Origin of the sequence: Hymenobacter algoricola (assembly GCF_039539525.1) — a bacterium.
Classification (GTDB): Bacteria; Bacteroidota; Bacteroidia; order Cytophagales; family Hymenobacteraceae; genus Hymenobacter; species Hymenobacter algoricola.
This window is the reverse complement of record NZ_BAABDH010000108.1, coordinates 14,381-37,032: the sequence shown is the minus strand read 5'-3', so window position 1 is coordinate 37,032 and position 22,652 is coordinate 14,381. Positions and strand designations below refer to the sequence as shown.

At 61.8% G+C, this 22,652-nt stretch carries 23 protein-coding genes and 2 tRNA genes; 7 read left to right on the top strand and 18 right to left on the bottom strand.

Annotated features, from left to right (window positions below; genetic code table 11):
- Window positions 1-5: 5 nt before the first annotated feature.
- The 3 genes from ABD842_RS17870 to ABD842_RS17860 all read right to left on the bottom strand — a co-directional run bounded on the left by ABD842_RS17870 (window position 6) and on the right by ABD842_RS17860 (window position 3,007).
- Window positions 6-596 (bottom strand): hypothetical protein, encoded by a 591-nt coding sequence (locus tag ABD842_RS17870; RefSeq protein ID WP_345116936.1) that lies wholly within the window; start codon window positions 594-596, stop codon window positions 6-8.
- Window positions 597-780: 184 nt separating this feature from the next.
- A complete protein-coding gene (locus tag ABD842_RS17865) occupies window positions 781-1,362 on the bottom strand; it encodes a Crp/Fnr family transcriptional regulator (protein WP_345116934.1) in 582 nt (193 codons plus the stop codon).
- Window positions 1,355-3,007: an RtcB family protein gene (locus ABD842_RS17860; RefSeq protein WP_345116932.1), complete on the bottom strand. Its 1,653-nt coding sequence runs from the start codon at window positions 3,005-3,007 to the stop codon at window positions 1,355-1,357. Before ABD842_RS17860 ends, ABD842_RS17865 begins: the two co-directional genes overlap by 8 nt.
- A gap of 53 nt (window positions 3,008-3,060) precedes the next feature.
- Between ABD842_RS17860 and ABD842_RS17855 the strand changes: the two genes are divergently transcribed.
- Complete coding sequence (locus tag ABD842_RS17855) at window positions 3,061-3,723, top strand: DUF4159 domain-containing protein (protein ID WP_345116930.1); 663 nt, start codon at window positions 3,061-3,063, stop codon at window positions 3,721-3,723.
- Window positions 3,724-3,799: 76 nt separating this feature from the next.
- Here the strand turns inward: ABD842_RS17855 and ABD842_RS17850 are convergent, their stop codons facing one another.
- The 5 genes from ABD842_RS17850 to ABD842_RS17830 form a co-directional block, all read right to left on the bottom strand.
- Window positions 3,800-4,273 (bottom strand): hypothetical protein, encoded by a 474-nt coding sequence (locus tag ABD842_RS17850; protein WP_345116928.1) that lies wholly within the window; start codon window positions 4,271-4,273, stop codon window positions 3,800-3,802.
- Between the two features lie 61 nt (window positions 4,274-4,334).
- Window positions 4,335-4,910 (bottom strand): 1-acyl-sn-glycerol-3-phosphate acyltransferase, encoded by a 576-nt coding sequence (locus ABD842_RS17845; RefSeq protein ID WP_345116926.1) that lies wholly within the window; start codon window positions 4,908-4,910, stop codon window positions 4,335-4,337.
- A 123-nt stretch (window positions 4,911-5,033) separates the two neighbouring features.
- A complete protein-coding gene (locus ABD842_RS17840; RefSeq protein ID WP_345116923.1) occupies window positions 5,034-5,795 on the bottom strand; it encodes a patatin-like phospholipase family protein in 762 nt (253 codons plus the stop codon).
- A gap of 15 nt (window positions 5,796-5,810) precedes the next feature.
- Window positions 5,811-6,656 (bottom strand): MBL fold metallo-hydrolase, encoded by an 846-nt coding sequence (locus ABD842_RS17835; RefSeq protein WP_345116921.1) that lies wholly within the window; start codon window positions 6,654-6,656, stop codon window positions 5,811-5,813.
- A 76-nt stretch (window positions 6,657-6,732) separates the two neighbouring features.
- On the bottom strand, window positions 6,733-7,680 hold the full coding sequence (locus ABD842_RS17830; protein WP_345117047.1) for an acetyl-CoA carboxylase carboxyltransferase subunit alpha: 948 nt from the start codon (window positions 7,678-7,680) through the stop codon (window positions 6,733-6,735).
- 305 nt (window positions 7,681-7,985) lie between these two features.
- Here ABD842_RS17830 and ABD842_RS17825 point away from each other — a divergent pair.
- Window positions 7,986-8,059, top strand: a tRNA-Asp gene (locus ABD842_RS17825).
- Window positions 8,060-8,649: 590 nt separating this feature from the next.
- On the opposite strand, the gene ABD842_RS17820 is transcribed toward ABD842_RS17825, so the two are convergent.
- Window positions 8,650-9,114 carry a hypothetical protein gene (locus ABD842_RS17820; RefSeq protein ID WP_345116919.1) on the bottom strand — a complete coding sequence of 155 codons (465 nt, stop codon included), beginning with the start codon at window positions 9,112-9,114 and terminating at the stop codon, window positions 8,650-8,652.
- 341 nt (window positions 9,115-9,455) lie between these two features.
- On the opposite strand from ABD842_RS17820, the gene ABD842_RS17815 reads away from it, so the two are divergent.
- Window positions 9,456-9,529 (top strand) — tRNA-Asp (locus ABD842_RS17815).
- A 153-nt stretch (window positions 9,530-9,682) separates the two neighbouring features.
- Here the strand turns inward: ABD842_RS17815 and ABD842_RS17810 are convergent.
- Complete coding sequence (locus ABD842_RS17810) at window positions 9,683-10,231, bottom strand: GNAT family N-acetyltransferase (RefSeq protein ID WP_345116917.1); 549 nt, start codon at window positions 10,229-10,231, stop codon at window positions 9,683-9,685.
- 411 nt (window positions 10,232-10,642) lie between these two features.
- Here ABD842_RS17810 and ABD842_RS17805 point away from each other — a divergent pair, with 411 nt between their 5' ends.
- Window positions 10,643-11,251, top strand: a complete 609-nt coding sequence (locus tag ABD842_RS17805; protein WP_345116915.1) for a hypothetical protein — start codon at window positions 10,643-10,645, stop codon at window positions 11,249-11,251.
- Between the two features lie 34 nt (window positions 11,252-11,285).
- On the opposite strand, the gene ABD842_RS17800 is transcribed toward ABD842_RS17805, so the two are convergent.
- The 4 genes from ABD842_RS17800 to ABD842_RS17785 are packed head-to-tail and all read right to left on the bottom strand — an operon-like array spanning window position 11,286 to window position 14,918.
- Window positions 11,286-12,752, bottom strand: a complete 1,467-nt coding sequence (locus ABD842_RS17800) for a GH1 family beta-glucosidase (protein WP_345116913.1) — start codon at window positions 12,750-12,752, stop codon at window positions 11,286-11,288.
- Between the two features lie 43 nt (window positions 12,753-12,795).
- Window positions 12,796-13,806, bottom strand: a complete 1,011-nt coding sequence (locus ABD842_RS17795; protein ID WP_345116911.1) for a glycosyltransferase family protein — start codon at window positions 13,804-13,806, stop codon at window positions 12,796-12,798.
- A gap of 6 nt (window positions 13,807-13,812) precedes the next feature.
- Window positions 13,813-14,712 (bottom strand): UDP-2,3-diacylglucosamine diphosphatase, encoded by a 900-nt coding sequence (locus tag ABD842_RS17790; protein WP_345116909.1) that lies wholly within the window; start codon window positions 14,710-14,712, stop codon window positions 13,813-13,815.
- Complete coding sequence (locus tag ABD842_RS17785) at window positions 14,709-14,918, bottom strand: hypothetical protein (RefSeq protein WP_345116907.1); 210 nt, start codon at window positions 14,916-14,918, stop codon at window positions 14,709-14,711. Before ABD842_RS17785 ends, ABD842_RS17790 begins: the two co-directional genes overlap by 4 nt.
- A 231-nt stretch (window positions 14,919-15,149) precedes the next feature.
- Here ABD842_RS17785 and ABD842_RS17780 point away from each other — a divergent pair, with 231 nt between their 5' ends.
- On the top strand, window positions 15,150-15,701 hold the full coding sequence (locus tag ABD842_RS17780; RefSeq protein ID WP_345116905.1) for a hypothetical protein: 552 nt from the start codon (window positions 15,150-15,152) through the stop codon (window positions 15,699-15,701).
- Between the two features lie 100 nt (window positions 15,702-15,801).
- Here ABD842_RS17780 and ABD842_RS17775 read toward each other — a convergent pair whose 3' ends face one another.
- The gene (locus tag ABD842_RS17775; RefSeq protein ID WP_345116903.1) at window positions 15,802-16,320 is read right to left on the bottom strand and encodes an NUDIX domain-containing protein; all 519 of its coding nucleotides are present in this window, start codon (window positions 16,318-16,320) and stop codon (window positions 15,802-15,804) included.
- 234 nt (window positions 16,321-16,554) lie between these two features.
- Here ABD842_RS17775 and ABD842_RS17770 point away from each other — a divergent pair, with 234 nt between their 5' ends.
- Window positions 16,555-17,976 (top strand): DEAD/DEAH box helicase, encoded by a 1,422-nt coding sequence (locus tag ABD842_RS17770; protein WP_345116900.1) that lies wholly within the window; start codon window positions 16,555-16,557, stop codon window positions 17,974-17,976.
- A gap of 196 nt (window positions 17,977-18,172) precedes the next feature.
- Window positions 18,173-18,646 (top strand): hypothetical protein, encoded by a 474-nt coding sequence (locus tag ABD842_RS17765; RefSeq protein ID WP_345116898.1) that lies wholly within the window; start codon window positions 18,173-18,175, stop codon window positions 18,644-18,646.
- Window positions 18,647-18,760: 114 nt separating this feature from the next.
- On the opposite strand, the gene ABD842_RS17760 is transcribed toward ABD842_RS17765, so the two are convergent.
- The 3 genes from ABD842_RS17760 to ABD842_RS17755 all read right to left on the bottom strand — a co-directional run bounded on the left by ABD842_RS17760 (window position 18,761) and on the right by ABD842_RS17755 (window position 22,486).
- Window positions 18,761-18,931: a hypothetical protein gene (locus ABD842_RS17760; protein WP_345116896.1), complete on the bottom strand. Its 171-nt coding sequence runs from the start codon at window positions 18,929-18,931 to the stop codon at window positions 18,761-18,763.
- A 790-nt stretch (window positions 18,932-19,721) separates the two neighbouring features.
- Window positions 19,722-20,366 carry a helix-turn-helix domain-containing protein gene (locus ABD842_RS21235; RefSeq protein ID WP_425553205.1) on the bottom strand — a complete coding sequence of 215 codons (645 nt, stop codon included), beginning with the start codon at window positions 20,364-20,366 and terminating at the stop codon, window positions 19,722-19,724.
- A 350-nt stretch (window positions 20,367-20,716) separates the two neighbouring features.
- Window positions 20,717-22,486, bottom strand: a complete 1,770-nt coding sequence (locus tag ABD842_RS17755) for a L,D-transpeptidase family protein (RefSeq protein WP_345116894.1) — start codon at window positions 22,484-22,486, stop codon at window positions 20,717-20,719.
- Window positions 22,487-22,652: the final 166 nt, after the last annotated feature.

The window sequence follows — 22,652 nt, the reverse complement described above, 5'->3', positions numbered from 1 at the left end:
ACTGCCTATTCTGAAGTCAGCGGTGCCCGCAACAGGCGGCGAATGGCGGCCAGGTGGGCCAGCAGCGCCAGCGGGACTACCACGCCGGGCAGCCAAGCGAAAGGGAAGTGCAGAACAGCCCCGTTGGGCTGGTCGAAGGCCTGGCGCTGCAGGGGTCCGGGCACCGCCAGCACCGCGTTGACCACGATGTTGAGCAGCAGAGCCAACCCCACCACATTCCAGATGAGCAGCCCCGAGCGGCCAAGCTGCTTCCTGCGGAACGCCAGATAATACACCACAGGGGCCGTCAGCCCGGTCAGGATATCCCAGTTGCGCCCCTCGAACGTCATCAGCCGGGGCACGGCCTGGTGCAGGTACAGCCCGAACAGCACCAGCTCCACCGGAATCCGGACGACGTGCAGCAGCGTCAACGTTTCCAGGCGCAGCCCATCCACAAACCGGCGGCCCCGGCCCGTGAGCAGCAGCAGCACTATAGCCAGCATAGGCGGCCCCAGCACCAGCGCCAGCCGGGGCGGCAGCGTATTACTGGTAACGGTGTAAAAGCCGCTGCCCGCCGCCGCGCCCTGAATCAGCAGCCACGGCAGCAGTACCGCCAAAACCCACCCGGAGCGGTGCGCGGCCCGGTAAAAAAGCCAGACTGCCAAGGCTGTGCTCAGGCCGAATGCAAGACGAAGGGCAACTGGTATCGTTTCCATGGCCGCGGGGTGGAGTTGGTTGCGGTAAAGGAAGCCCATCGGCCGCGGTTACGGCTTGCCAAATGACAAGAACGGCCGGCAACCGTTATTTTTTGCTGCTCCCCTTGCGGATGCGGCTCAGCGACGAGTCGGTGACCCCGAGGTAGGAGGCCACGTTTTTGAGCGGAGCATGCTGCAGGATTTCCGGCTGAGCCCACAGCAGCGCTTCGTAGCGCGCGGCGGCCTGCTCGGTTATCATGGCCAGCATCCGGTCTTTGAGCCCCGCGTAGCCCCGCACCAGCATGGCCCGGCCAAACTCCCGGAACTCGGGCCGCGCATGAAACAGGGCATTCAACTCCTGATACCGGATACTCCAGCCCTGACAGTCGGTCAGGGCCTGGATATACTCCCGCGAAGGGGTGCGGTTGAAAAAAGAGGCTACCTCGAACACCAGCTGGCCCGCGGCATAAAAGGCGGTGGTGGTGTCGTTGCCCTCCGTATCGTAGGCAAAGGCCCGCATAAAGCCCTGGTCCAGAAAAAAGTAGTCGTCGCTGACTTTGCCGGCCTCCAGCAGCATCCCGTGGCGGGCCAGCATCCGGGGCCGGAACTGCGCGGCAATTTCCTCGGCCTGAGCCGCCGTGATAAAGCCTGTTCGTTGCAGAAAATGCTGCAGCTTTTCCTTAGTCATTTCCGGAGCCAGGATACGTTCCAGGGACTTTCCCCCACTGTTCCTGCAGGGCCGAGCCGTCCGCCTGAGAATCCGCCGCGGCCAGCCGGGCGGCCTCCTTGGCCAGCTTCTTCCTGCGCCAGGGCGCATCCTGCTCCCAGTCGCCGGCCATGATGCAGCCGTAGGGCAGAATCTCATCGATGGTGGTGGCCAGGTTGAACTGCGCAATCTGCCGCTTCACTTCCTCCGCATCCTTGTAGGCACTGGGCAGCTCAGAAATATCAATCTGATTGAAGAAAAACCGGGCATCAATCCCGCGGGTTTCTTCGGCAAACAGGTCCTCTTTCGTCTGGCGGCCCTTACTGGACTTATGGCGGGTCCGGCTTAGGTTACGGCCGGCACCGTGGGGGGCGAAGCCAAGGTTGTTTTCAGTGGTCGGGCCCTCCACAATCAGGATGGGTTGGGCCATGTTCAGCGGAATGATGCGCGGGCCGGTGATGTCGGGCATAAATTTCGGGTCCAGTGGCGTCGCTCCCTTGGCGTGATAAAACAAGTCCCCGTCACGGAACACAAAATTATGCTCATTCCAATAACGCTGCTGCACCCGCGCGCCAAGCTGACTGCCGATGGCGTCATGCAGGCACAGGTGGTTTTGCTTGGTCCATTTGCGAACCGTTTGCAGCGCGGCCCAATACTGTTTCCCTTCTTCCGATTGGCTGGGTATCCAGGCATTGGGCGGGGCCGTTTCGGGTGAAATGGCCTGCCGGAATCGTTCGGCCACCTTCATGCCCTGGGTATAGAGCGCAGCACCCACGCCCCGCGAGCCATGATGCGTAATGAGCATCGTATCACCGGTATTGCGCGAAATGCCGACGTACAGAAAGTGGTTGCCGTCGCCCTGCGTCCCCAGATGCTCCCGGGCAAACCGGAGGCTGCGCAACGAGTTCAAAAAGGGATTATCCTGAAACTCGGCCTGAAGCGCTGCCGGCAGCTCAAACTGCTGCCCGGCGGGCCGGCCGCCGGGGCCGAAATGCGTAAGCTGCTGGGCCACATCCAGCACGGTTTTCGGATCAACCCGGCCCAGATTAGTGAGCATCACGGAGCAGCAGATATCCGCGCTGTGCATGCCGGGGTGAATGGCATTTCGCGTGGCCACGATGCCCCCAACCGGAATGGTACCCAAGGGCCCCGCCGGGCAGGCATCCGGCATAATGGCCCCCGCCACTACTGTCGGCGTACGCATAAGCTGCTGCATCGACTGCTTCACGTAGTCGATGTTGGCCTGCTCGACGGCCGTGTCGGCGCTGATATTCTCAAAAAACGGCACCGCAGCTTTCAGAAGCGGAATCACCGGGGCCGGCTTCACGGTGTCGAGGTAGGCCAGCAGAGCATCGCCCGCGAGACCATAAGAATTGATATGATCGAGAGCTTCCTTAAACCACTTGCCTGGTTTTAATCCCAGATTCACTAATTCTTTGCCAGTCACCATTAGCAGATTTGGTAATAATTGTTTGCGGGCCGGACAGCTACCAGTCCTTCCGGCAAGAAACACCTTTTCGAGCAACATCAGCCGACCCAGCGGCTGATACGGACGCTTACCGGGTTTATAAAGCCAAACAGTATGGCGCTGATGGGATGGGCCGTTACTACGGTCCTGAACTTTCACGGCTATCCGTTACTTTGTAGTCGATATGGGGCCGTGCTGCTCCCACCCTGCCTATGCTCAAAAACCTGCTGCTTTCCGCTCTGCTCCTGCTGGCCCTCTCGGCGGCCGCGCCCCCGCCCAGCTTCCGCATTGCCAAGCTGCACTACGGCGGCGGCGGCGACTGGTACGCCAACAAAACCAGCCTGCCCAACCTGATCCGCTTCTGCAACCAGGCCCTGCGCACCAACATTGCCCCCGATGAGGCCACCGTGGAGCTGGACTCGCCCGAACTGTTCACCTATCCCTTCGTGCATATGACGGGCCACGGCAACGTGTCCTTCACCGACGCCGAGGCCAAAAGCCTGCGCCGCTACCTCACCGGCGGCGGCTTTCTGCACATCGACGACAACTACGGCCTCGACAAGTTCATCCGGCCGGAGATGAAGAAGGTGTTTCCCGAGCTGGAGTTCGTGGAGCTGCCGTACTCCCATCCTATCTACCACCAGAAATTTCCTTTTCCCAAAGGGCTGCCCAAGGTGCACGAGCACGACGGCAAGCGCGCCCAGGGCTTCGGCCTGCTCTACAAGGGCCGGCTGGTGTGCTTCTACAGCTTTGAGTGCGACCTGGGCAACGGCTGGGAAGACCTGGGCACTTACCCCGAAGACTCCCCCGCCAGCCACGAAGCGGCCCTGCGCATGGGCGCCAACCTGATGAGCTATGCCCTCACCCAGGATTAAAACGAACAGCTCACTCCCAGTGCCAGCAGCCCGGCTGAAGCAACCGGGCCGCTGGTGCTGGTAGTGAGGACCGCCGCTAGAATTTGGGTTTCAGAATCTCGCTCAGCACGAAGGCGGCCCGCACATCGGCCGGGTTGCGCAGCATGTCGGTTACCTGGCGCGTGGTGGCGTTGGGCCGGGTAGCCTGCTGCACCTGCAGCGGCGCGGTGGGCGGCGCCACTTCGGGCCGGGGCACCGCGGGCCGGACTATGGGCCGGGGCTGCTCTTCCTGGCGGCGGGTGCGCTGCTGGGAGGTTTCGCGGGCCGGGGCCGGCTCCTGGAATACCGGCCGGGTTTCCGCCGCCGGGGGCTCTATCTGCCGACCGGCCTCGTTCTGGGCCTGCATTTGCCGCAGCAGCTCCTGAAACGACGTTGCGGGCAAAGGCGGCCCCTGGCTTGTGGGCCGCTCCCGGATTTCCCGGGCGGCTGTTTCCCGGGCTTTCTGCACCATGCGCCACACCAAAGCGCCTACTGCAAACAGAATAATCAGCAGCGTCTGGACCTTTTCCATGCGGGGTCAATGAAAGGTGGATACTGGGAAGGCAAACAAGAATCAGCAAGCCAGTAGCGGACTAGCGCACTCCTTTTTCGGGGAATTTGCCGGTTTTGGTGCGGTAAAAGGCTTTGATTTCCTCAGTATCGGCTTCGTAGTTGCCCGTGGGCCAGAACACCGGGCCCACGCCGGCTTCCTTGTTTTTATAGTCCAGAAAGCCCAGCAGAATCGGCACCTTGGCGCCCATGGCCGCAAAGTAGAAGCCTTTGCGCCACTTGGGCTGGTAGCTGCGGGTGCCCTCGGGCGTAATCATGATGACCATCTCGTCATTGTTGTTGAACAGCTGCACCATGCCGTCCACGAGGCTGTTGTTGCGGCTGCGGTCCACGGGCAGCGCACCGAGGGAGCGGACGAGCCAGCCCACAAACTTGTTGTCGACCCACTCTTTTTTCACGGTAAAGCGCACCGGCACGTTCATCAGAAAGAAGGCCCCCCGGGCGTAGAGCAGATCCCAGTTGCTGGTGTGCGGGGCGGCAATCATGATACCCTTGGTGATGCCCGGCGGCACGACGGAGGCTAGCTTCCAGCCAGTTAGCCAAAACCAGAAGCGCGAGAAATAGTACCAGAAGGCGGGAGTTTGGGGAGCTTTGGGCATAGAGGGCGTTTCGGCAGTCCAACGCAAAACGGACTGCCTGGTTTAAAAATAGGGATTTTTGACGATGCCGCGCGTTTTGCTCCGCTTGTTGAGCCCTGCTATAGGATGGCAGCCCGGGGGCGGCTAGCTCAGGGCCTGCAGTTGCTCGGCCATGCTCATCGTGTAGCGGTAGCCGATTTCGTAGAGCTCCGGCGCCCGGCGGTAGCCCAGCGGCCGGTACAGGCGCAGCTCCGGCGGCTCGATGAGCACGTCGCAGCGCCGCTGCCGCGGAACGGTGTTGGCATTGATGGCCAGGTGCAGGGTGCGCTCAATCAGGTTGCGGAAGTTGGTCACGCGGGCCGCATTATTGATCGGGTTGCAGTGCACCCCGATGACGCGCATGCCTTGTTCGAGTATCGGCTCCACGGGCAGGTTGTTGAGCAGGCCGCCATCGACCAGCTGCCGGCCCTGGTACTCCACCGGCCGGTACACGATGGGCACGGCCGACGAGGCCAGCAGCGGCAGAATCAGGGGGCCCTCCGAGAAATACACCGACACGCCTTCGGCCAGATCCGTTGCCACGAGCGTCAGAGGCCGCTGCAGATCGGCAAAAGAGGCATCCAGCCCCAGGTGGCGGATGAAGAGCTGCTCCACGGCGTCGAAGTGCAGCAGGCCGTAGCGGCTGAAGGCCGGGCGCATCAGCCGGGCCACGTTGGTGGTAGTGAGCAGGTGCAGAATCTGGGCGGGCGTAAAGCCGGCGGCGTAAAACGTGGCCGCAATGGCTCCGGAGCTCACCCCGGCCAGATGCGCCACCGGAATCTGCAGCTCATCCAGCGCGGCCAGCACGCCCAGGTGGGCAATACCCCGGGCCCCGCCCCCCGACAATGCCACGCCTATCTTCTGCATCGGGTTGGGCTGGGGTTAGAGGTCTTCGAGGCGGAAGGTTTCGGCCAGGCGTACGCCTTTCTCCGTGTTTTGCACCGTGCAGCAGGCGTGGGTGGGGTCGTGCTCGAGCAGCAGCACCCAGTTCTCGTCGGCGGCGCGGCGCAGCACGGCCTCCTTCTCGGTCAGGGTCAGCAGCGGCCGCACGTCGTAGCTCATCACGTAGGGCAGCGGCACGTGGGCCGCGGAGGGCAGCAAATCGGCCATGAAAGCCAGCGTGCGGCCCTTGTAGTTGAGCAGCGGCACCATCATCTTCTCGGTGTGCCCGTCGGCGAAGATAATCTCGCGGAACTGCGGCAGCAGCGCGGGCGCGGTGCCCTTGCTCACAAACTGCAGGTGGCCGCTTTCCTGGATGGGCAGGATATTCTCGCGCAGAAAGCTGGCCTTCTCGCGCGGGTTCGGCTGCGTGGCCCAGCTCCAGTGCGCCTCGTTCGACCAGTAGGTGGCATTCGGAAAGGCCAGCTCCAGCTTGCCGGCCGCAGTGCGGATGACCGAGCCGCCGCAGTGGTCGAAGTGCAGGTGGGTCAGAAACACGTCGGTGACGTCGGCCGCCGTAAATCCGAGCCGGCGCAGGGATTTTTCCAGCGTGTCGTCGCCGTGCAGGTAGAAATGGCCGCGGAACTTCTCGTCCTGCTTGTCGCCGATGCCGTTGTCGATGAGCATCAGCCGTTTGCCGTCCTCAATAAGCAGGCAGCGCATGGCCCAGGTGCACATGTTGTTGGCGTCCGGCGCGTTCAGCTTCTGCCACATCGACTTGGGCACCACGCCAAACATGGCGCCGCCGTCAAGTTTGAACAAGCCGGTATCGAGGGTATGAACGGTCATTTTCTCAATTAAAGTGAAGAATCAAAAATGGCCTCTCCTCACGTAGTACCGAGGAGGCTGAGAATTTTTAATTGCCTTATTCCACGACAACTCCCATGGCCGAGAACTTGTCGATGCGCTGCGAAATTCGCTCGTCGGCGGGCAGGGCTTCGAGCTCGTCCAGAGTTTTGATCAGGGTTTTGCGCAGCGTGTCAATCATCTTGTCGGGGGCCGTGTGGGCGCCGCCCAGGGGCTCCTTCACGATGCCGTCCACGAGCTTGGCCGCCAGCATGTCGGTAGCCGTGAGCTTGAGGGCTTCGGCGGCCTGCTCCTTGTAGTCCCAGCTGCGCCACAGGATGCTGGAGCACGACTCGGGCGAAATAACCGAGTACCAGGTGTTTTCCAGCATCAGCACCCGGTCGCCGATGGCAATGCCCAGCGCGCCGCCGGAGGCCCCCTCGCCGATGATGACGCAGATAACGGGCACCTTGAGCAGGAACATTTCCTTCAGGTTGCGGGCAATGGCCTCGCCCTGCCCCCGCTCCTCGGCTTCCAGCCCCGGAAAGGCGCCGGGCGTATCAATCAGCGTCACGATGGGCTTGCCGAATTTCTCGGCCAGCTTCATCAGGCGCAGGGCCTTGCGGTAGCCCTCGGGGTTGGGCATACCGAAATTACGAAACTGCCGCTGCTTGGTGTTGCGGCCCTTTTGCTGCCCGATAAACATCACTGAGCGGCCATCCAGGTCGGCAAAACCGCCCACCATGGCCTTGTCGTCGCCCACGGTCCGGTCGCCGTGCAGCTCGATGAACTTGTCGGTCATGCCCTCAATATAATCGAGGGTGTAAGGGCGCTCGGGGTGGCGCGAGAGCTGCACGCGCTGCCAGCGGGTAAGGTTGGCGTAGGTTTCCTTCTTGAGGGCCTTGATTTTGGCTTCCAGGGCCGTTACGGCCTCCGAAACGTCCACCTGGCTGTCGAGGGCCAGCTGTTGCATTTCACGGAGTTTGCCTTCGAGGGCAGCAATCGGTTGTTCGAAATCGAGGAGCAGTGCCAAAGTAAGAATGCGTCAGAGGAGTGCAGAAAGAGGAAAACGGGTCGCTAAGATGCGAGGTTGGCGGCAAATAAGCACCGTCACGGGGGAAAGCAAAGGTACGGGAAACCCCTACACCGGGGACGCCACCGGCGGGGAATCATTCGGCGGAAAAATAATAGTGCTGAAAAACAGCCACAAAGGCCCGGGGCCGGCCGGTTTCAGGGAAAATTCGGGGCGGCCGTTGGGTAATCCCAAACCTACGCCTACCTTTGCATCACTTTAACGGAAAGCACAACGGCTGCCGCGGTTAAAGCTACCCTGGTTCGGTAGTTCAGTTGGTTAGAATGCCGCCCTGTCACGGCGGAGGTCGCGGGTTCGAGTCCCGTCCGGACCGCAGCAATGCAAGAAAAGGCTCCTTAGCATAACGCTAAGGAGCCTTTTCTGCTTTAAGCAGCTACCTGCCGCCGCCGCCGCCGTGTTATTTTGCGCACTCGCTATCCTACCCTTGTCCCCCCGCCCACGCGTGAAAAAGGCCTTGCCTTTACTTTCCCTGGTCTTGGCTCTGGTGGTTGGGTGATTCACGCTTAGAAATGACTATACCTTCACGGTCCACGAGGTGAAAGGCTGTACGCAACCGGTAACGGTAGTCGAATACTGGCGTCTGTTCCATCGGGGGGGGCCTTCGTAGCCGGCAACTATAGCACCCGTGAAGTCCCGCGTCGCCGCTGCGTGATGGTAGCTAAATCGAGTGGCTTTGACGCCTGTTTCGAAGCAGTCGTGACGTGTGAGAACGGGACTATCGCCATTACCTACAATGACTACCTCCCCCCGTCCTCCAGCCAACCAGCCGTCGTCATTGCCGAAAGGCTGGACGACGCCAGCTACAGCCAACTCAGAAAAGGCAGTGGGGGGCAGTTTGATAAAACTGTTTTGAAGGGGATTTTCTCGTTTCAAACGGCCTGGAATAAGACTGACGGACTTCTCTCAGGAAAGCAAGCGGGCCTGGTGGGCGGCGTTGATGAGGCCCGGCGCGTGCCTGATGGTGGCCAGCACGAACCGCTTGGCCGATTCTTTTACCTCATCCCTGCTGACTTCCCGGGATTCCTCCACCACGAACTCCCCCATCGTCTTGAACGCGTCGGCAATAGCCTGCCGCTTGGGTTTCTCCGCTTTCAGCTGCTCGCAAACAATGGTCAGCTGGGCATTTATCTTTTCCCGACGGGAGCTGAACACCGAATCGTTGGCAGTATGCGGCCGAATCCGTTCGATGAGCTCCATCAGGGGCAGCAGTCTGGTCGCCGTAGACGCGGCCGAGGAGACGAGGATTTCTTCCAGCCGGTCCCGCTTCCGGGCTTTCGTAGCCGCCGCCGCAGCTCCCGCAGCCAATTGGGCCGCTATGCCGACGGTAGTAAGTGCTTGGGCTTCTGCTGCTATTTTATCCGAATTCATACCCTGTAAAATTGAATGCTCCTTCCAAGGTACTGATAGCAGCTAAAACTGCCGATACCGAGCGCCAAAAACCAGGGTACCCGAACGGATAGGCACGGCCCGAGGCTGTTTTTCGGGGCCGGCCATCAACCGGCAACCAGGCTCCGCAGGCGTCAGAACGTCTGCCGGACCACGATTGGCCAAAAATATATCAGATTTCATTCCGCTAGTTCTCACCTGACTACGCGCCGGCAGACCGCTAAAACGGCATTTTCTGTCCTCTCCGTTTGTATAGTCCAAAAGAGTCTTCTACTTTTGCATCACTCAAACGAAAAGCATCTGGCTTTTCAGCGCGAGAAACCGGTTCGGTAGTTCAGTTGGTTAGAATGCCGCCCTGTCACGGCGGAGGTCGCGGGTTCGAGTCCCGTCCGGACCGCAAAAGGCTCTTCGTAAGGAGAGCCTTTTGTGTTTAAAAACCCTTCAGCCCGCGCTGAAGGGTTTTTTTGTTCCTGTTGAGTTGCCGCCACCGGCCGTACCCTACGCCGGCATCCCAGGATACCACGCAAAGCCGGCCCTGAGGCCAGGCAGCTCAGCGCGCCAGCACCAGGATGGGCTGCTCCTTATAAGTAGTGCGGGCCAGCAGCCGGTAGCCGCACTTTTCCGCGACCCGCAACGAGGCCCGATTTTCCGGGTCGATGAGGCAGACGGTGCGGGCCGGGGCAAAATGCGCGTCGCCCCAGGCCAGCACGGCCCGCACGGCTTCGGTAGCATAGCCCCGGCCGTGGACCGCCGGGGCCAGCACCCAGCCGATTTCGGGTACTCCCTTCAGGGAGGGGTCGATGGCGCGCTGGAAGTCGGCGAAGCCCACCTGCCCAATGAACCGGCCACTGGACTTTTCCTCCATCGCCCAGTAGCCGAAGCCCAGCACCGGCCAGAGGCCGGCGTTGCGCAGCAGCTTGGCCCAGGCCTCTTCTTCGGTAATCGGCTTGCCACCCAGGTGGCGGTGGAAGTCGGGCTCGGCCCACATGGCGACAAAGGGCGCTAAATCGGTTGGCTGGTCGGGCCGTAGTACGAGCCGCCCGGTTTCCAGCAGGGGCGCCGTGTAGAAGGAATGGGTAAGGGTGAGCGTGGCAGACATGACCCAAGATAGAAAAATCCCCTTGTGAGCAACGCTGCCGCCGGCGGGCGGAGCCGCCGTCAGTTCGCGGTATTGTGCAGTTCTACGGTTGCCGACGCGCTATTCAACAGGCTTTTGCCGGAAGCACTGACGGTGACGGAGCTATGCTTGGTGAGCCGTAGCGCGTCGATCAGGCCGGTGGTCTGGTACACCGTAACCTCGCCCTTATAGGTTAGGGTATTGGTGGTGCTGGAGGCCGACGCATTGCCCGTGCTGCTGCTGGCCTGGCTCTGGGCACTACCTGGATGCCGCCACGCTGCAGCGCCAGCCCCAGGCCAGCTTCTGGCCGGAGGATTTTGTAGAGTACCGGCCCGCCGCAGCCGGGATGAACAGCCTGTTCTAACGGACGTCCAGCTCAGCTCCCTGGTTTTTTTGTCCCGCACCTACGGGCAGCCCGATGTGCGCGTCCGGGCCACGTCGGCGTCGGTGCTGTGGTTTCAGCTCAATCAGCAAAAATCCTACAGTCTGCACTCCTTCTTTACCGCCCAATGGCTGCAGGGCGCCATTCTGACGCAGGGAACCGTGCTGCCGCTCCGTACTTTCCTGGGGGTGGCGGCGGCCGGGGTGAAGTGGAACGGCCCGCAGGGCACCGTACTCAAGCTGGACTGGCGCACCGTTTTTACCCAGCAAACCTCTTCCGCGGCCGGCGCGGCGGCAGTGCGCAATGCCCGGCACGAGCCGGCTTTTCGGCTGGACAAGAAGTGGGGCGGCAGCCCCTTCACGCAGGTAGCGGCCACGGCCGTGCTGAACTCGTATGCCGCGGGCGGCAGCAACTCCAACCTGCTGGTTGATGTCAACGTCAGTAAGTTTCTCTTCACGGGCGAGCGGGTGAAACTAACGCTGTCGGCCCGCAACCTGCTCAACAACCGCGTGTACAGCCTTAACTCCTTTTCGGCCAACACCGAGCGCCAGGAAACCATGGGACGGCTGCCGCGCTTCCTGCTGGCAGGCATCAGCGTGTATCCCGAAAAATGGAAGTAGGGCTGGCAAACCCTGTCGTTGGCAAGCCGCCCCGCTACTTCCGGGCCGCCGGCAGGCCGCGCGCCGATTCCAGCAGCGGGCCGGCATTTTGCTCAACCTTCTCTCCTGCCAGAAAGCGCTGGTACCAGCGCCCCGATTCTTTTACCGTGCGCTGCTGGGTGGCGAAGTCGACGCCCACCAGCCCGAAGCGGGGCTCGTAGCCTTCGGCCCACTCGAAGTTGTCGGTGAAAGACCAGGCGAAGTAGCCGTCGACGGGCACGCCCTCCCGCCGGGCGCGCAGCACCTGCCCGATGGCCGCCCGCAGGTAGGCCCGCCGACCCGCATCCGGAATACAGCCGGCAGCAGTCACCGTGTCGGGGAAAGCCGCCCCGTTTTCCGTTACGAGCAGGCGGGGCACATTGGCATAGGCCCCGAACTGGTGCAGCATATGGTAGAGGCTCTCGGGGTACACCTCCCACCCCATTTGGGTATAGGGCACCCCGCGCTGCTTCGCCCCGACCAGCGAAGCCCACGCCAGCGGCACGAAAGGCGAGTAGCGCACCACTTCGCGGGTGTAGTTCTGCACCCCCAGAAAGTCGAAGGCGAAGGGCAGGCGGGCCTCGTCGCCGGGGCGGTGGTAGCGGTCCAGCCAGCTGAGCAGCGGCAGGTCGGCCACCGGGTAGCCCAGGCCCAGCGCGGGCTCCACAAACAGCCGGTTGAGCAGGGCGTCGGCGCGGCGGGTAGCACGCACGTCGCGGGGCAGCGTGGGCCGCCAGGGCGTAACCTGCGAGCAGGAAAAGGTAGTGCCGATCCGGGCCGTGGCGGGCAGCGCGGCCCGCAGGGCCCGGCCGCCCTCGGCCTGGGCCAGCGCGGCATGGTGTACGGAGGCCAGAAAACCGCCCAGGCTGCGCTTACCCGGCGCGTGCAGGCCCAGCAGCTGCCCGGCCCCCACAAACACCATCGGCTCGTTGAGCACCATCCAGTGCTGCACCCGGTCGCCGAGGCGGGCGGCCACGCGCTGGGCGTAATCAGTAAACCAGCCCACCACGTCGGGGTTGGTCCAGCCGCCGCGGCGCTGCAGGGCGGCCGGCAAATCCCAGTGGTAGAGTGTAACCCAGGGCGTGATATGGCACTCCAGGCACCCATCAATGAGGCGGTCGTAGAAGTCCATCCCGGCCGCGTTGACAGCGCCCGTGCCCTGGGGCATCACCCGCGACCAGGCCACGGAAAAGCGGAAATCCGGGATGCCCATTTGGTAGAGCAGCTCCAGGTCCTGGGGCCAGCGGTGGTAGAAGTCGGCGGCAATCTTGGCCGTTTCCCCGCGGCGGATGCGGCCCGGGCGCCGCACAAACTCGTCCCAGATGCTGGGCCCCTTGCCGCGCTGATTCCAGGCGCCTTCGGTTTGGTAGGCGGCCGCCGCTACCCCCCAGTGGAAGTCCGGGCCAAAGTCGGCGCGGCAATAGGGCGTGGGCGTGGTGGCGGGAAAGAAAGCGGCGGGCAGGTCGACAATAATATCGGGCATTCGGTAAGAACGTGTTTTGGCAGCAATTGGGAAATAAGCCCGGCTAGCGCACTGCCACCGGCAGGTGCGCCAGCAGCAGCTGACTGATAACGGCGGCCGTTTCATCCGGGTACTGCACCGGCACCGGGCGGCCGGTTTGCAGCCACTCGTCGAGGCCGGCCAGGTGCTTGTCCTGCAGGCCCTTCACCACGGGCACGCCCAGGCGGGCCAGGGCGGCGGCATTGCAGGCCTGTTCGTACTGGTTTTTCATCGGTATCACCAGCAGCTTCTTGCCCAGGTACAGCGCCTCGGCGGGCGTCTCGAAGCCGGCCCCGCACAGCACCCCGGCGCTGCGGGCCAGGCTGTCGGTAAAGGCGGCGCCGCTCACGGGCCGCACCCGCACCAGGCCCTGCTCCGATTCCTGCTGGCTGTGCTTGGAAAACACGTCCCAGCGGGTGGTGGCGCTCAGGTAGCGCAGGCGGCGCACGAGGGTCGGCTCATCAAAAGCGGGCAGGTAGACGGTGTAGTGGCCGTCGTTCTGCGGGGTCAGCTCGCGCACCTGGCGCCGGATGACGGGCGTGTGAATGCCGGACTCGTAGCGCTCGAAGTGAAAGCCGACCTGGGCCGTGGTGGGCGCGTAGTGGCGCAGCACGGCCCGCCCGAGCAGATCTTCCTGCCGGGGGCGCGGGGCGTAGTCGCTCAGCACGGCGCTCTGGTGGCTCAGGCCCACGCAGGGCACCTGCCGCAGCTGGCAGGCCCAGGCCGACACCGGCTCGAAGTCGCTGATGACCAGGTCATACGACGTGACGGGCAGCTGGCGGATTTCGCGCAGAAAGGCGGCGGAGTTGAGCTGCCAGAAGGTCTTGACGAAGTTGATGCCGCCTTTTTTGCCGAATACAAACCCCATGCCGTGGCAGCGGTACTTCACCGCAAACGGCAGCCGGATGTCGGCCGGCGGCCCGCTGACCAGCACGTCGACGCGGCTGGCGTGCTGCTCAAGCAGCGGAACGATATCGAGGGCGCGGCTGAGGTGGCCGTTGCCGGTGCCCTGAATGGCGTAAAGGATGCGGGGCATAAGGAGTTAGGCTGGTGACGGGGCCGCCGCGGGCGGGTGCAGGTTGAGCTCCACCAGCAAATCACTGAGCAGCTCGGTAACGGGCGTATCGGCGGCCTGGTCGCCGGCGTCAATTTCGTGGGGCGCCGCCTGCTGCATAGCGGGGTCGTCGGCGTAGCGGTAGAGCTGCCAGCCGGTGGCGGCGGAATATTCCAGCGCCGTCAGGTTTTCGACCCAGTCGCCGGAGTTCAGGTACACCACCTCGCCTTCCGGCGTGGTCACGGTTTTGATTTCGGGGTGGTGAATATGCCCGCAGGCCACGTAGCGGTAGCCATTGTCGACGGCAATGCGGGCGGCGGTCTGCTCGAAGCCGCTGATCAGGTTCACGGCGCCCTTCACCCGGTTCTTCACCGCCTTCGACAGCGCCACGCGGGGCCGGCCCAGCTTGTGGAGCAGGAAATTGACGACGCGGTTGAGCAGAATCAGCGAGTCGTAGCCGTGGGCCCCGAGCCGGGCCAGCCAGCGCGAGTGCTGCATGGTCACGTCGAACACGTCGCCGTGGAACAGCCAGGCTTTGCCGTCGGGCAGGTCGAGCACCAGCTTGTTGTCGATGCGGAAGTTGCCCAGGTGGGTACCGGCAAATTTGCGCAGCAGCTCGTCGTGGTTGCCGGTCAGGTAGTGGATCTTGGTGCCTTTGGCGGCCAGGCCGGCCAGGTAGCGCACCACCCGCATGTGGGCGGCGGGCCAGTAGCGCTTGCTGAACTGCCAGATGTCCACAATGTCGCCGTTGAGCACCAGCACCCGGGGCTTCACGCTTTTCAGGTAGCGCAGCAATTCGGCCGCGTGGCAGCCGTAGGTGCCCAGGTGCACATCGGACACGACTACTACTTCTACTTTTCGCCGGCGCGGGCGCTTGAGTTCACTCATCCGAGGGCGGGGTTAGCATGCAGACGGGCCCGGCGGCGGGGCCGGGTCGGGATTTTCTGCCGCTCCTCGCCGCCGAGCCGGAAGGGCGACCAGACGCCCGCGGCCGAGTGGCCCGCGAAGGCCAGCCCCAGCGCGGCCTGGAACAACCCATAAGCCAGCCCCCGGGCCAGGCGGCGCAACAACGGAACTGCGGCGGGAGCGTGCATATGATCAGGACGATTAACCTATTTCAAAGGTCGTCGGCCGGTGTGATGCCGCTATTACGGCCGTGTTACGGCTTTGTCAACTTTTTTGGGCGCGTGGTTCGGCGCGGCCGGCGGGGGTTCCGTCGTTCCGGCACGGGGTTTGAACGCGGGGCCGCGGCGGCGGCCGGCCGCCTGCGTACCTTTGGGCGGCGCGGCCCGGCCGCCGTTCGGCTTCTTCTTTACTATACCCTGATGAAAAAACTTTTCCTGCTCGTTTCCCTGCTGTCGTCGCTGGCGGCTTCGGCCCAGATGATTACCCCCGAGCGCAAGCGCTACCTGCGGCCGAAGAAGGATGAAGAGTGTGCGCTGGTGCAGAACGTGACCAAAAACACTGACGAGGACTCCCAGAAAGACGCCACCATGACCCGCGTGGCCTACCGTCCCTACGCCGAGATGCTCACTGCCATCGACGCGCAGCGCGAGATGAACCGCTGGGCCGACAGCACCTACCAGCGCCGCCTGCGCACGCTGCCCCCCGGCGGTGAGCTGACCGTGACCATGTACCGGCGCGGCGCCCAGAATGCCGACCCTTCCCTGCTGGCGCTGTCGGCCAAGGACAAGGACGGCAAGGAGGTTTTCGCCCAGACGCTCACGCCGGGCACCGGCCGCTTCTGGAACCAGGATCAGTACAAGAGCACGCGCAGCATTCCATTTGTTAAAACCGAAACCGCGCAGCCCCTCACGCTTACCATCACCGACTCCAAGCTCAAGCAAAGCTTCGAATACATCATCAGCCCGCAGTAAAGCGCTTTTTCAGCTTTGCTGACCCCCTAAAAAGCCGAACCTGGTTTACAACCGGCTCGGCTTTTTAGTAGCTGTTTTTCCAAATGGTAAACGTCAGCGCTTACTGCTGGCGCAGCCGCTCCCACTGCACGGCCACCAGGGTTTTGGCATCCTGCCAGGGCTCGGCCGCCAGCTCGGCCCGCGTGAGCAGCACTATTTCGAGCTGCTCATGCTCCTCGGCCACGCCGCCCCCGGCGCCGGTCTGCCGGCTGACCTCGGCGTAGTAGAGGTAGAACTTTTCGGCGCTGTTACCCGGCGACGCGAAGCACTCCACGATGGCCTCCAGCTTGTCGACGTCGTAGCCCAGCTCCTCCCGGATTTCGCGGCGCACGGCTTCTTCGGGGCTCGTATCTTCCTGATCGAGCATGCCGGCCGGAATTTCGAGCACCTCCGACTCAGGACCCACCCGAAACTGCCGCACGAAGACGTAGCGCTGCTTTCGGGTGTCGAAAACCAGGGCTCCGACGGCCGGTCCGGGCTCAAACCGCTCCCGTTTGAGCTGCTGGGCACCGTCCTGCACCAGGAGTTGCGTAAGTTTGTAGTGGCCATCGTAGAGTAGGTGGCGGTCGGTGACGTTCATAAGCCTGGATACGAGTGAGAAATAGTTTTTTCAAAATGGAGCCGAAAGCCTCCGGCATTCTGTTGGGCTTATACGTTTTCTGACCAATCCGGCTCCACGCCCCGGTCATTTCCGGTCTTTCAGGCCCACTTTCCTTTTCTTTTTTCTGTACCCGCAGCCTGCTTTCTTTAAAAAGGGCTGCAACCGGCCGTTTCAACCTGTGCCGCGGCCTTTTTTTCTCCCATTTCCCTTCTGATGACGTTCGACGAACTCAATCTAATTGCGCCCATCCTGCGTGCCCTGCACGAGGAAGGCTACACTACCCCAACCCCCATTCAAGAGCAGGCTATTCCGCACGTGCTCGACGGCCGTGACCTGCTGGGCGTGGCCCAGACGGGCACCGGCAAAACGGCGGCTTTCACCGTGCCCATCCTCCAGATTCTGAGCCAGACGGCCAAGCTGGAAAATCATTCGCACTCGCGCATCCGCTGCATGGTGCTCACCCCGACCCGTGAGTTGGCCATCCAGATCGGGGAAAGCATTGCCGCCTACGGCCGCCACCTGCCCATTCGCCACACCGTCATCTTCGGCGGCGTGGGCCAGACGCCCCAGGTCAACGCCCTGAAGCGCGGCGTGGAAATCCTCATTGCCACCCCCGGCCGCCTGCTCGACCTGATGAACCAGGGCTTCGTGGACCTGCGCCACATCGAGGTGTTCGTGCTCGACGAGGCCGACCGGATGCTGGACATGGGCTTTATCAACGATATCAAGCGCATCCTGCCCAAGCTGCCGGCCTCGCGCCAGACGCTGTTCTTCTCGGCCACCATGCCCGGCGTGATCCAGGAGCTGGCCGGCTCCATCCTGAAGCCGAACCCGGTGAAGGTGGCCGTCACGCCCGTGTCGAGCACGGCCGATACCATCACCCAGTCGGTGTTTATGGTACCCAAAAACGACAAGCCCGAGCTGCTGGAGCATATTCTGCAGGATAAGGCTATCAAGCGCGTGCTGGTGTTTACCCGCACCAAGCACGGGGCCGATAAGGTGGTGAAGACCCTGGCCAAAGGTAATATTCCGGCCGAAGCCATTCACGGCAACAAGTCGCAGAACCACCGCCAGCGGGCGTTGTCGAACTTCAAGGCCGGCAGCACCCGCGTGCTGGTGGCCACCGACATTGCCGCCCGCGGCATCGACGTGGACGAGCTGACCCACGTGATTAACTACGAAGTTCCGAACGAGCCCGAAACCTACGTGCACCGCATCGGCCGCACCGGCCGCGCCGGCGCCGACGGCAAGGCCCTCACCTTCTGCGACGAAGAGGAGCGCGCCTACCTACAGGACATTCAGAAGCTGATCCGCAAGCAGATTCCGGTCGTTTCCGACCATCCGTACTTCAGCCCCTTCGTGGTGCCCGTGCCCCTCACCGGTGGCCCGGCCATTCAGCGCCCCAAAGGTCCCGCCGGCCGGCCCGCCCGCCCCGGTCGGGGTGGTGATGCCCGCCCGCCCCGGGCCGAAGGCGCAGCCCGCTCCGGTGGCACCGGCCGCAGTGAGTCGCGCCCGGCAGGAAGCGGCGGCGGCGGCCGCTCTTCCAGTAGCCCCCGGCCCGCTGGGGAGCGAGCTGCCGGTGGCAGCGGCAGCGGTCAGCCCCGGCGGCCGTATCGCGGCAACAGCGGCCGCTAACCGCGGTTTGCAACCCGTACTGGCTACAAAAAACGCCCGGTCGCAGGACCGGGCGTTTTTTTGTAGGCGTGATTCCAAGGGCCGTTAGCTGATTTTTCGGTCCAACCAACTCACCAGCTGAAACAAAACCCTTATCATCCGGCTTATCAGCGTACCAGTCTTTTCCCCGGTTGATTCCCCTCAAGCTCATTTTTGTATGGCTAAGAGCACCCTTCCCGTTATTCAGGCCCTGCGCAACACCGCCCAGCGCCTCGCCACCGAAGCGCCCTACCAGTGGGGGCACATGGGCAGCTGCAACTGCGGCCACCTCGCCCAGACCATCACCCACCTCACCAAAGCCGAAATCCACGCCCGCGCTATGCAGCGCTACGGCGACTGGGAGCGGCAGCTTACCGACTACTGCCCTACCAGTGGCCTGCCCATCGACGCTACTATCGACGAGATGCTGGCCCTGGGCTTTACCCGCACCGACCTGGCCCACCTCGAGCGCCTCTCCGACGCCACCATCCGCCGGGCTATTCCCATTGAGCGCCGCAATGCCCTGCGCCATAACCAGCGCGATGATGTGGTGCTGTACTTGCGCACCTGGGCCGACCTGCTCGAAAATGCCCTGCTGGAAGACATCTACCTGCCTGATCTGACGGCGACGCTCGTACCCGTTTCCGCCTGATAGGCTCGGGCAAGGTTCCAACCCGCCACAAATAGCAAAGCCCCACTCGAAGTAAATCGGGTGGGGCTTTTTATGATAGCAGAAAGAGAAGCGTTGCCAGCCGCCGAGGGCTACTTACTGAGCGGGGTTGCTACGCTGAGCTTCGCGGTATCCATCAGCCCGGTGGCTGCGCTTATAGGCGGCATCGGCGTTGGGGTCTTTCTCAGCGTCGGGTGCCTGTTCGCAGGACGTGAGGGACAAGGAAGCGCAGGCAGCGAACAGCAGGAGCAGCAGGGACTTTTTCATGACCCAAAGGTAAGCACCACCCCCAAAACCGCCAAGCTTTATCCCAGTAACCTCACCGCCCTTTTTTGGCCCGGCCACAAACAGCCCAGCGGCAGTCCGCTCGTCGCAACAGATATGTTACTTGTTTTGCGAGGCAAGCCTGGGCGTCTCAGCCCACAGGGCTGAAACATATGTAACACCTAATCAGAGAATATACTACTTCCTCAGCAGCGCCGCCCCTTTGTGCTTCGGATACCCGAAAGCTACGGCACTGTAATATTCAGGACGCAAAGTATATGGTTGAAATTCTTGCCGGCTAAACACGTTAGCGGAGTCTTCTTTGCGGAGCATTGTCTTTTTCGACGTCAGACCTCTGTCAACCGCCTTAGCAGAAACTGTTTTTCCGGAGTTTCTGCCGTTCGATAAAATGAACCCTTGCCTATTGTAACTTAACCTATAATCAACCCCGGTTGAATGGAGAGTTAATACTGTTCACTCTTTCGTATAGCAATACGCAGCTAACTAACTGATAAAAAACAAATTAAAATGTAATTTACGCTATAGAAAGACTCGCAATTACTCATATATATTTTTATAATTATGGCATCCTTAAAGTCCCCTATACGCTCACCAACAAAGACCTTTTCATTGCTAAACAGGAGTCTGAGCCGCTGTGGAAAAGCCAATCTGCCAAATTGTACCAGGCTAGCATAATGCTTCAGAGAAGACTTATCAGACACTGCTGCTGGCAGGAAAGCCCATACCCTGACCTGGGCCCGTTCAGACCTACGCATTGCGGGGCTTTCCGGATTTATTTTTCTGGCTGGTAATCCGCGAAGGTGCCGTCGTGGTAGAAGATGACGATGCGCCGAATAGCCTTTTCCGATCCACTCAGGAAAGCTGAAGCCAGGGCCGGAGCGACACGGGCAGGGGCAGGGGCAGCGGCTGCGCTTATGATGGGCGGAGCGGGAGTTGCCACCATTGCTGGGGGAGGGCTTGCTTGCGGCTGTGGCGGCGCTGCTTCTACCGGGGCCGCTACGGGCTCGGTAGCTGCTGAGGACACGGGAGGAGTTGTTACCAGATGCAGCGGCAGCTGAGTGGTTATTTCACGGGCCACTGCAGCCGTCGGGATGGCGACAGGAGGTGCCGGCGGTTCAACCACGGCTCGGGCTCGTCTGGGGCGTGCTACGGCCTCAGCTGCCGTTGCTGGCTCCCGGGCAGGCTCCTGAGCTACCAGGGGTGCTGCCGAAGCCAGCATTCCTCCGCTGCCACTGAGAAGCCACGGCAGGGACAGGTCCGGAAAAGCAGCAATTACTTTCTGCACCACTTCCAGACTGGGCTTATTGCGGCCGCTAAGGATATGGCTCACAATGGGCCGGGCAATACCAATAGCATCGGCAAACTGCGTAGGGGACAGTTGCCGTACTTCTAAAATTCTGCGGATGCGCTCAACCATGCGTGAAAGTAGCTTATTTACAAATCTACTGCATTCCCCGGAGAGAACCTGCCTCCCTCGCTTATTAACATTTATGCGTCATCTGCGGCTTTGGGTTACTTTTGTTAGATCTTCTTGTGAAGGCTACTCCTTTGTTTACAATTATACATTACACTGCTCTGATTGGCCCTGTTCGTCAATCGGCACTCCGACCCGTCTAGCCAGCCATAGGGCAGCCCTTGCAGCCACGGGTTAGTGAGTCGGTCCTGTTGTAGCGTGGAGGTGTCGGCAAACGAAAAGCCCCAACTGCGCGGGCAGTCGGGGCTTTCCGGGTGGCGAATCAGGAGTTGGCTCCTGACCTACGTTAGGCTTTACTGAAAGTACTCTTTGGCGAGGGCCGTATCGTGCCCATAAATGTCTTCGCGAAAGTTGACGTGGCCGGCCGGGTCAACCCAGGCCGTGAAGTATACCAGGTATACGGGCACCGTCTCCTTCAGGGACACGTACTTCTCGCGACGCTCGGCAATGGTATCCTGGATAGTCTGCATGTCCCAGCCGGGCTTGTTGCGCAGCAGGTATTCTGCCAGTTTGAGGGGCTCAGCTACCCGGACGCAGCCGTGGCTGAAGCCGCGCTTGGACTGGCTGAACAGCTCATCGTGGGGCGTGTCGTGGAGGTAGATGTCATTCGAGTTGGGGAAGATGAACTTCACCTCCCCGAGGTCGTTTTTCGGACCGGGCCGGCGGCGGACGGTGTACTTAAACGTTTTCTGCTCAATGCTGGACCAATCGATAGAATTGGGGTCCACTGCCACGGCTTTCTTCCCGTAGCCCCGCACCACTTCCATGTCGAGCCGGTCGAGGTAAGCGGAAGGATTACTCATGAGCTTGGGCTTCATTTCCTTCTCAATGATGCTCCACGGCACGTTCCAGTAGGGCGACAAAACCACGTACTCTACCTTGTCGCTGAAGACCGGCGTGGCGTTCAGGGTTTTGCCCACAATGACGCGCATGTCGAAAACCTCCTTGTCGTTTTCGACAACGTGCAGCTTGTAGTCGGGAATGTTGACGAGCAGATAGTCCTTCTCAAAACGCTTGGGGACCCAGCGCCACCGCTCCATGTTCACGGTAATCTGCCGCACCCGATCCGACACCGGCACGTTGAGCTGCTTCACCGTTTCGCCGCTGACAATGCCATCGACTTTCAGGCCCATGTCGCGCTGAAACTCCTTCACGGCCAGCACCAGCTCACCGTCGTACTTGGGGGCCGCCACGGCAACGGGTGTAGCCGCGCCATTGGCCACGGGCTGTACCGGCGTGGCAGTCGCAGGGGCCGGAGCCGCCGTATCCGCGGCGGTGCCCAGCAGGCGCTGACGCAGCAAGGCTACGTTCGGCGATGAGTCGCCGGGCTTCAGCTTGGTGCCGGCGGGCAGCAGGGGCCAGCCGCCATTGCGCTGAATGGCGCGGTACTCGGCCAGCGCCTTCTTCAGGCCGTCATACTCCGGGTGCAGGGGCTCAAATTCGTAGTACGGATAGGTGCTTTCGCGCTCCTTCAGAATCGTCATCAGGGCCTTGTGCAGCTTGATCTTGTTGCGCTTCACATCCCAGTCAATGCCCTTCACTTCCCGCGGGTTAACCCTACCACGGTAGAAGTCAGACGCATAGTTGAAATACGTCCCCGATAAAGCCACGTCAATCTGCTTTTCCAGCGCGTTGCGCTTCGTCGAGTCGCCCTGGGCTTTTTCCAGGTCCGCAAACAGCTTGTCGAAGTCTTTGACCTTGTACTTCTTCGGGTCGAGGCCTTCGTCGGCCGCTTTATTGATAACGCCAAGCAGGGTTTTGGCCTGCGGCACTATTTCGTGGTTGCGGAACCAGCCGAGGCGGAACTCCCGCTCCCGGTAGAATTTCTTGGCCCAGATGAGCTGTTCCTTAAAGGCGGGTTCGGCATTCATGGCCCGCACGATGTACACGCTGTCGAGCGTGGGCTGGGCCCCGCCGGCCTTGGTAATACCAGAGGTGACGGAGTCCGCCGCGCTCTGAATCTTATCCTTCTGATCCTGACTGCACGACGTGGTGATGAGCGTCAGGCTCATCAACCAGAACAGCAGCGTGGTGAAGAAGGCAGGTCGATTTACTTGGTTCATGAATCTTGCGAGAGGTGGTAGGAATGGGCAGTAGCGCCCGTGGGGCCCGCTAGTCAAAAAGCTGACCAGACCGGCATCCAGGACCTGCGCGTTTTACTGTTTTCCGCCCCGATGGGTTGTCGGCCCGGCAGTATTCCACCGCTGCCCGCAAGGTAAGGGTTTTGCT

Bases quoted from the DNA above. Each gene is read 5' to 3' on its own strand.
- ABD842_RS17865 (WP_345116934.1), bottom strand. From the start codon at position 1,362: ATGACTAAGGAAAAGCTGCAGCATTTTCTGCAACGAACAGGCTTTATC.
- ABD842_RS17855 (WP_345116930.1), top strand. From the start codon at position 3,061: ATGCTCAAAAACCTGCTGCTTTCCGCTCTGCTCCTGCTGGCCCTCTCG.
- ABD842_RS17850 (WP_345116928.1), bottom strand. From the start codon at position 4,273: ATGGAAAAGGTCCAGACGCTGCTGATTATTCTGTTTGCAGTAGGCGCT.
- ABD842_RS17845 (WP_345116926.1), bottom strand. From the start codon at position 4,910: ATGCCCAAAGCTCCCCAAACTCCCGCCTTCTGGTACTATTTCTCGCGC.
- ABD842_RS17840 (WP_345116923.1), bottom strand. From the start codon at position 5,795: ATGCAGAAGATAGGCGTGGCATTGTCGGGGGGCGGGGCCCGGGGTATT.
- ABD842_RS17835 (WP_345116921.1), bottom strand. From the start codon at position 6,656: ATGACCGTTCATACCCTCGATACCGGCTTGTTCAAACTTGACGGCGGC.
- ABD842_RS17820 (WP_345116919.1), bottom strand. From the start codon at position 9,114: ATGAATTCGGATAAAATAGCAGCAGAAGCCCAAGCACTTACTACCGTC.
- ABD842_RS17810 (WP_345116917.1), bottom strand. From the start codon at position 10,231: ATGTCTGCCACGCTCACCCTTACCCATTCCTTCTACACGGCGCCCCTG.
- ABD842_RS17800 (WP_345116913.1), bottom strand. From the start codon at position 12,752: ATGCCCGATATTATTGTCGACCTGCCCGCCGCTTTCTTTCCCGCCACC.
- ABD842_RS17795 (WP_345116911.1), bottom strand. From the start codon at position 13,806: ATGCCCCGCATCCTTTACGCCATTCAGGGCACCGGCAACGGCCACCTC.
- ABD842_RS17790 (WP_345116909.1), bottom strand. From the start codon at position 14,712: ATGAGTGAACTCAAGCGCCCGCGCCGGCGAAAAGTAGAAGTAGTAGTC.
- ABD842_RS17785 (WP_345116907.1), bottom strand. From the start codon at position 14,918: ATGCACGCTCCCGCCGCAGTTCCGTTGTTGCGCCGCCTGGCCCGGGGG.
- ABD842_RS17780 (WP_345116905.1), top strand. From the start codon at position 15,150: ATGAAAAAACTTTTCCTGCTCGTTTCCCTGCTGTCGTCGCTGGCGGCT.
- ABD842_RS17775 (WP_345116903.1), bottom strand. From the start codon at position 16,320: ATGAACGTCACCGACCGCCACCTACTCTACGATGGCCACTACAAACTT.
- ABD842_RS17770 (WP_345116900.1), top strand. From the start codon at position 16,555: ATGACGTTCGACGAACTCAATCTAATTGCGCCCATCCTGCGTGCCCTG.
- ABD842_RS17765 (WP_345116898.1), top strand. From the start codon at position 18,173: ATGGCTAAGAGCACCCTTCCCGTTATTCAGGCCCTGCGCAACACCGCC.
- ABD842_RS17760 (WP_345116896.1), bottom strand. From the start codon at position 18,931: ATGAAAAAGTCCCTGCTGCTCCTGCTGTTCGCTGCCTGCGCTTCCTTG.
- ABD842_RS21235 (WP_425553205.1), bottom strand. From the start codon at position 20,366: ATGGTTGAGCGCATCCGCAGAATTTTAGAAGTACGGCAACTGTCCCCT.
- ABD842_RS17755 (WP_345116894.1), bottom strand. From the start codon at position 22,486: ATGAACCAAGTAAATCGACCTGCCTTCTTCACCACGCTGCTGTTCTGG.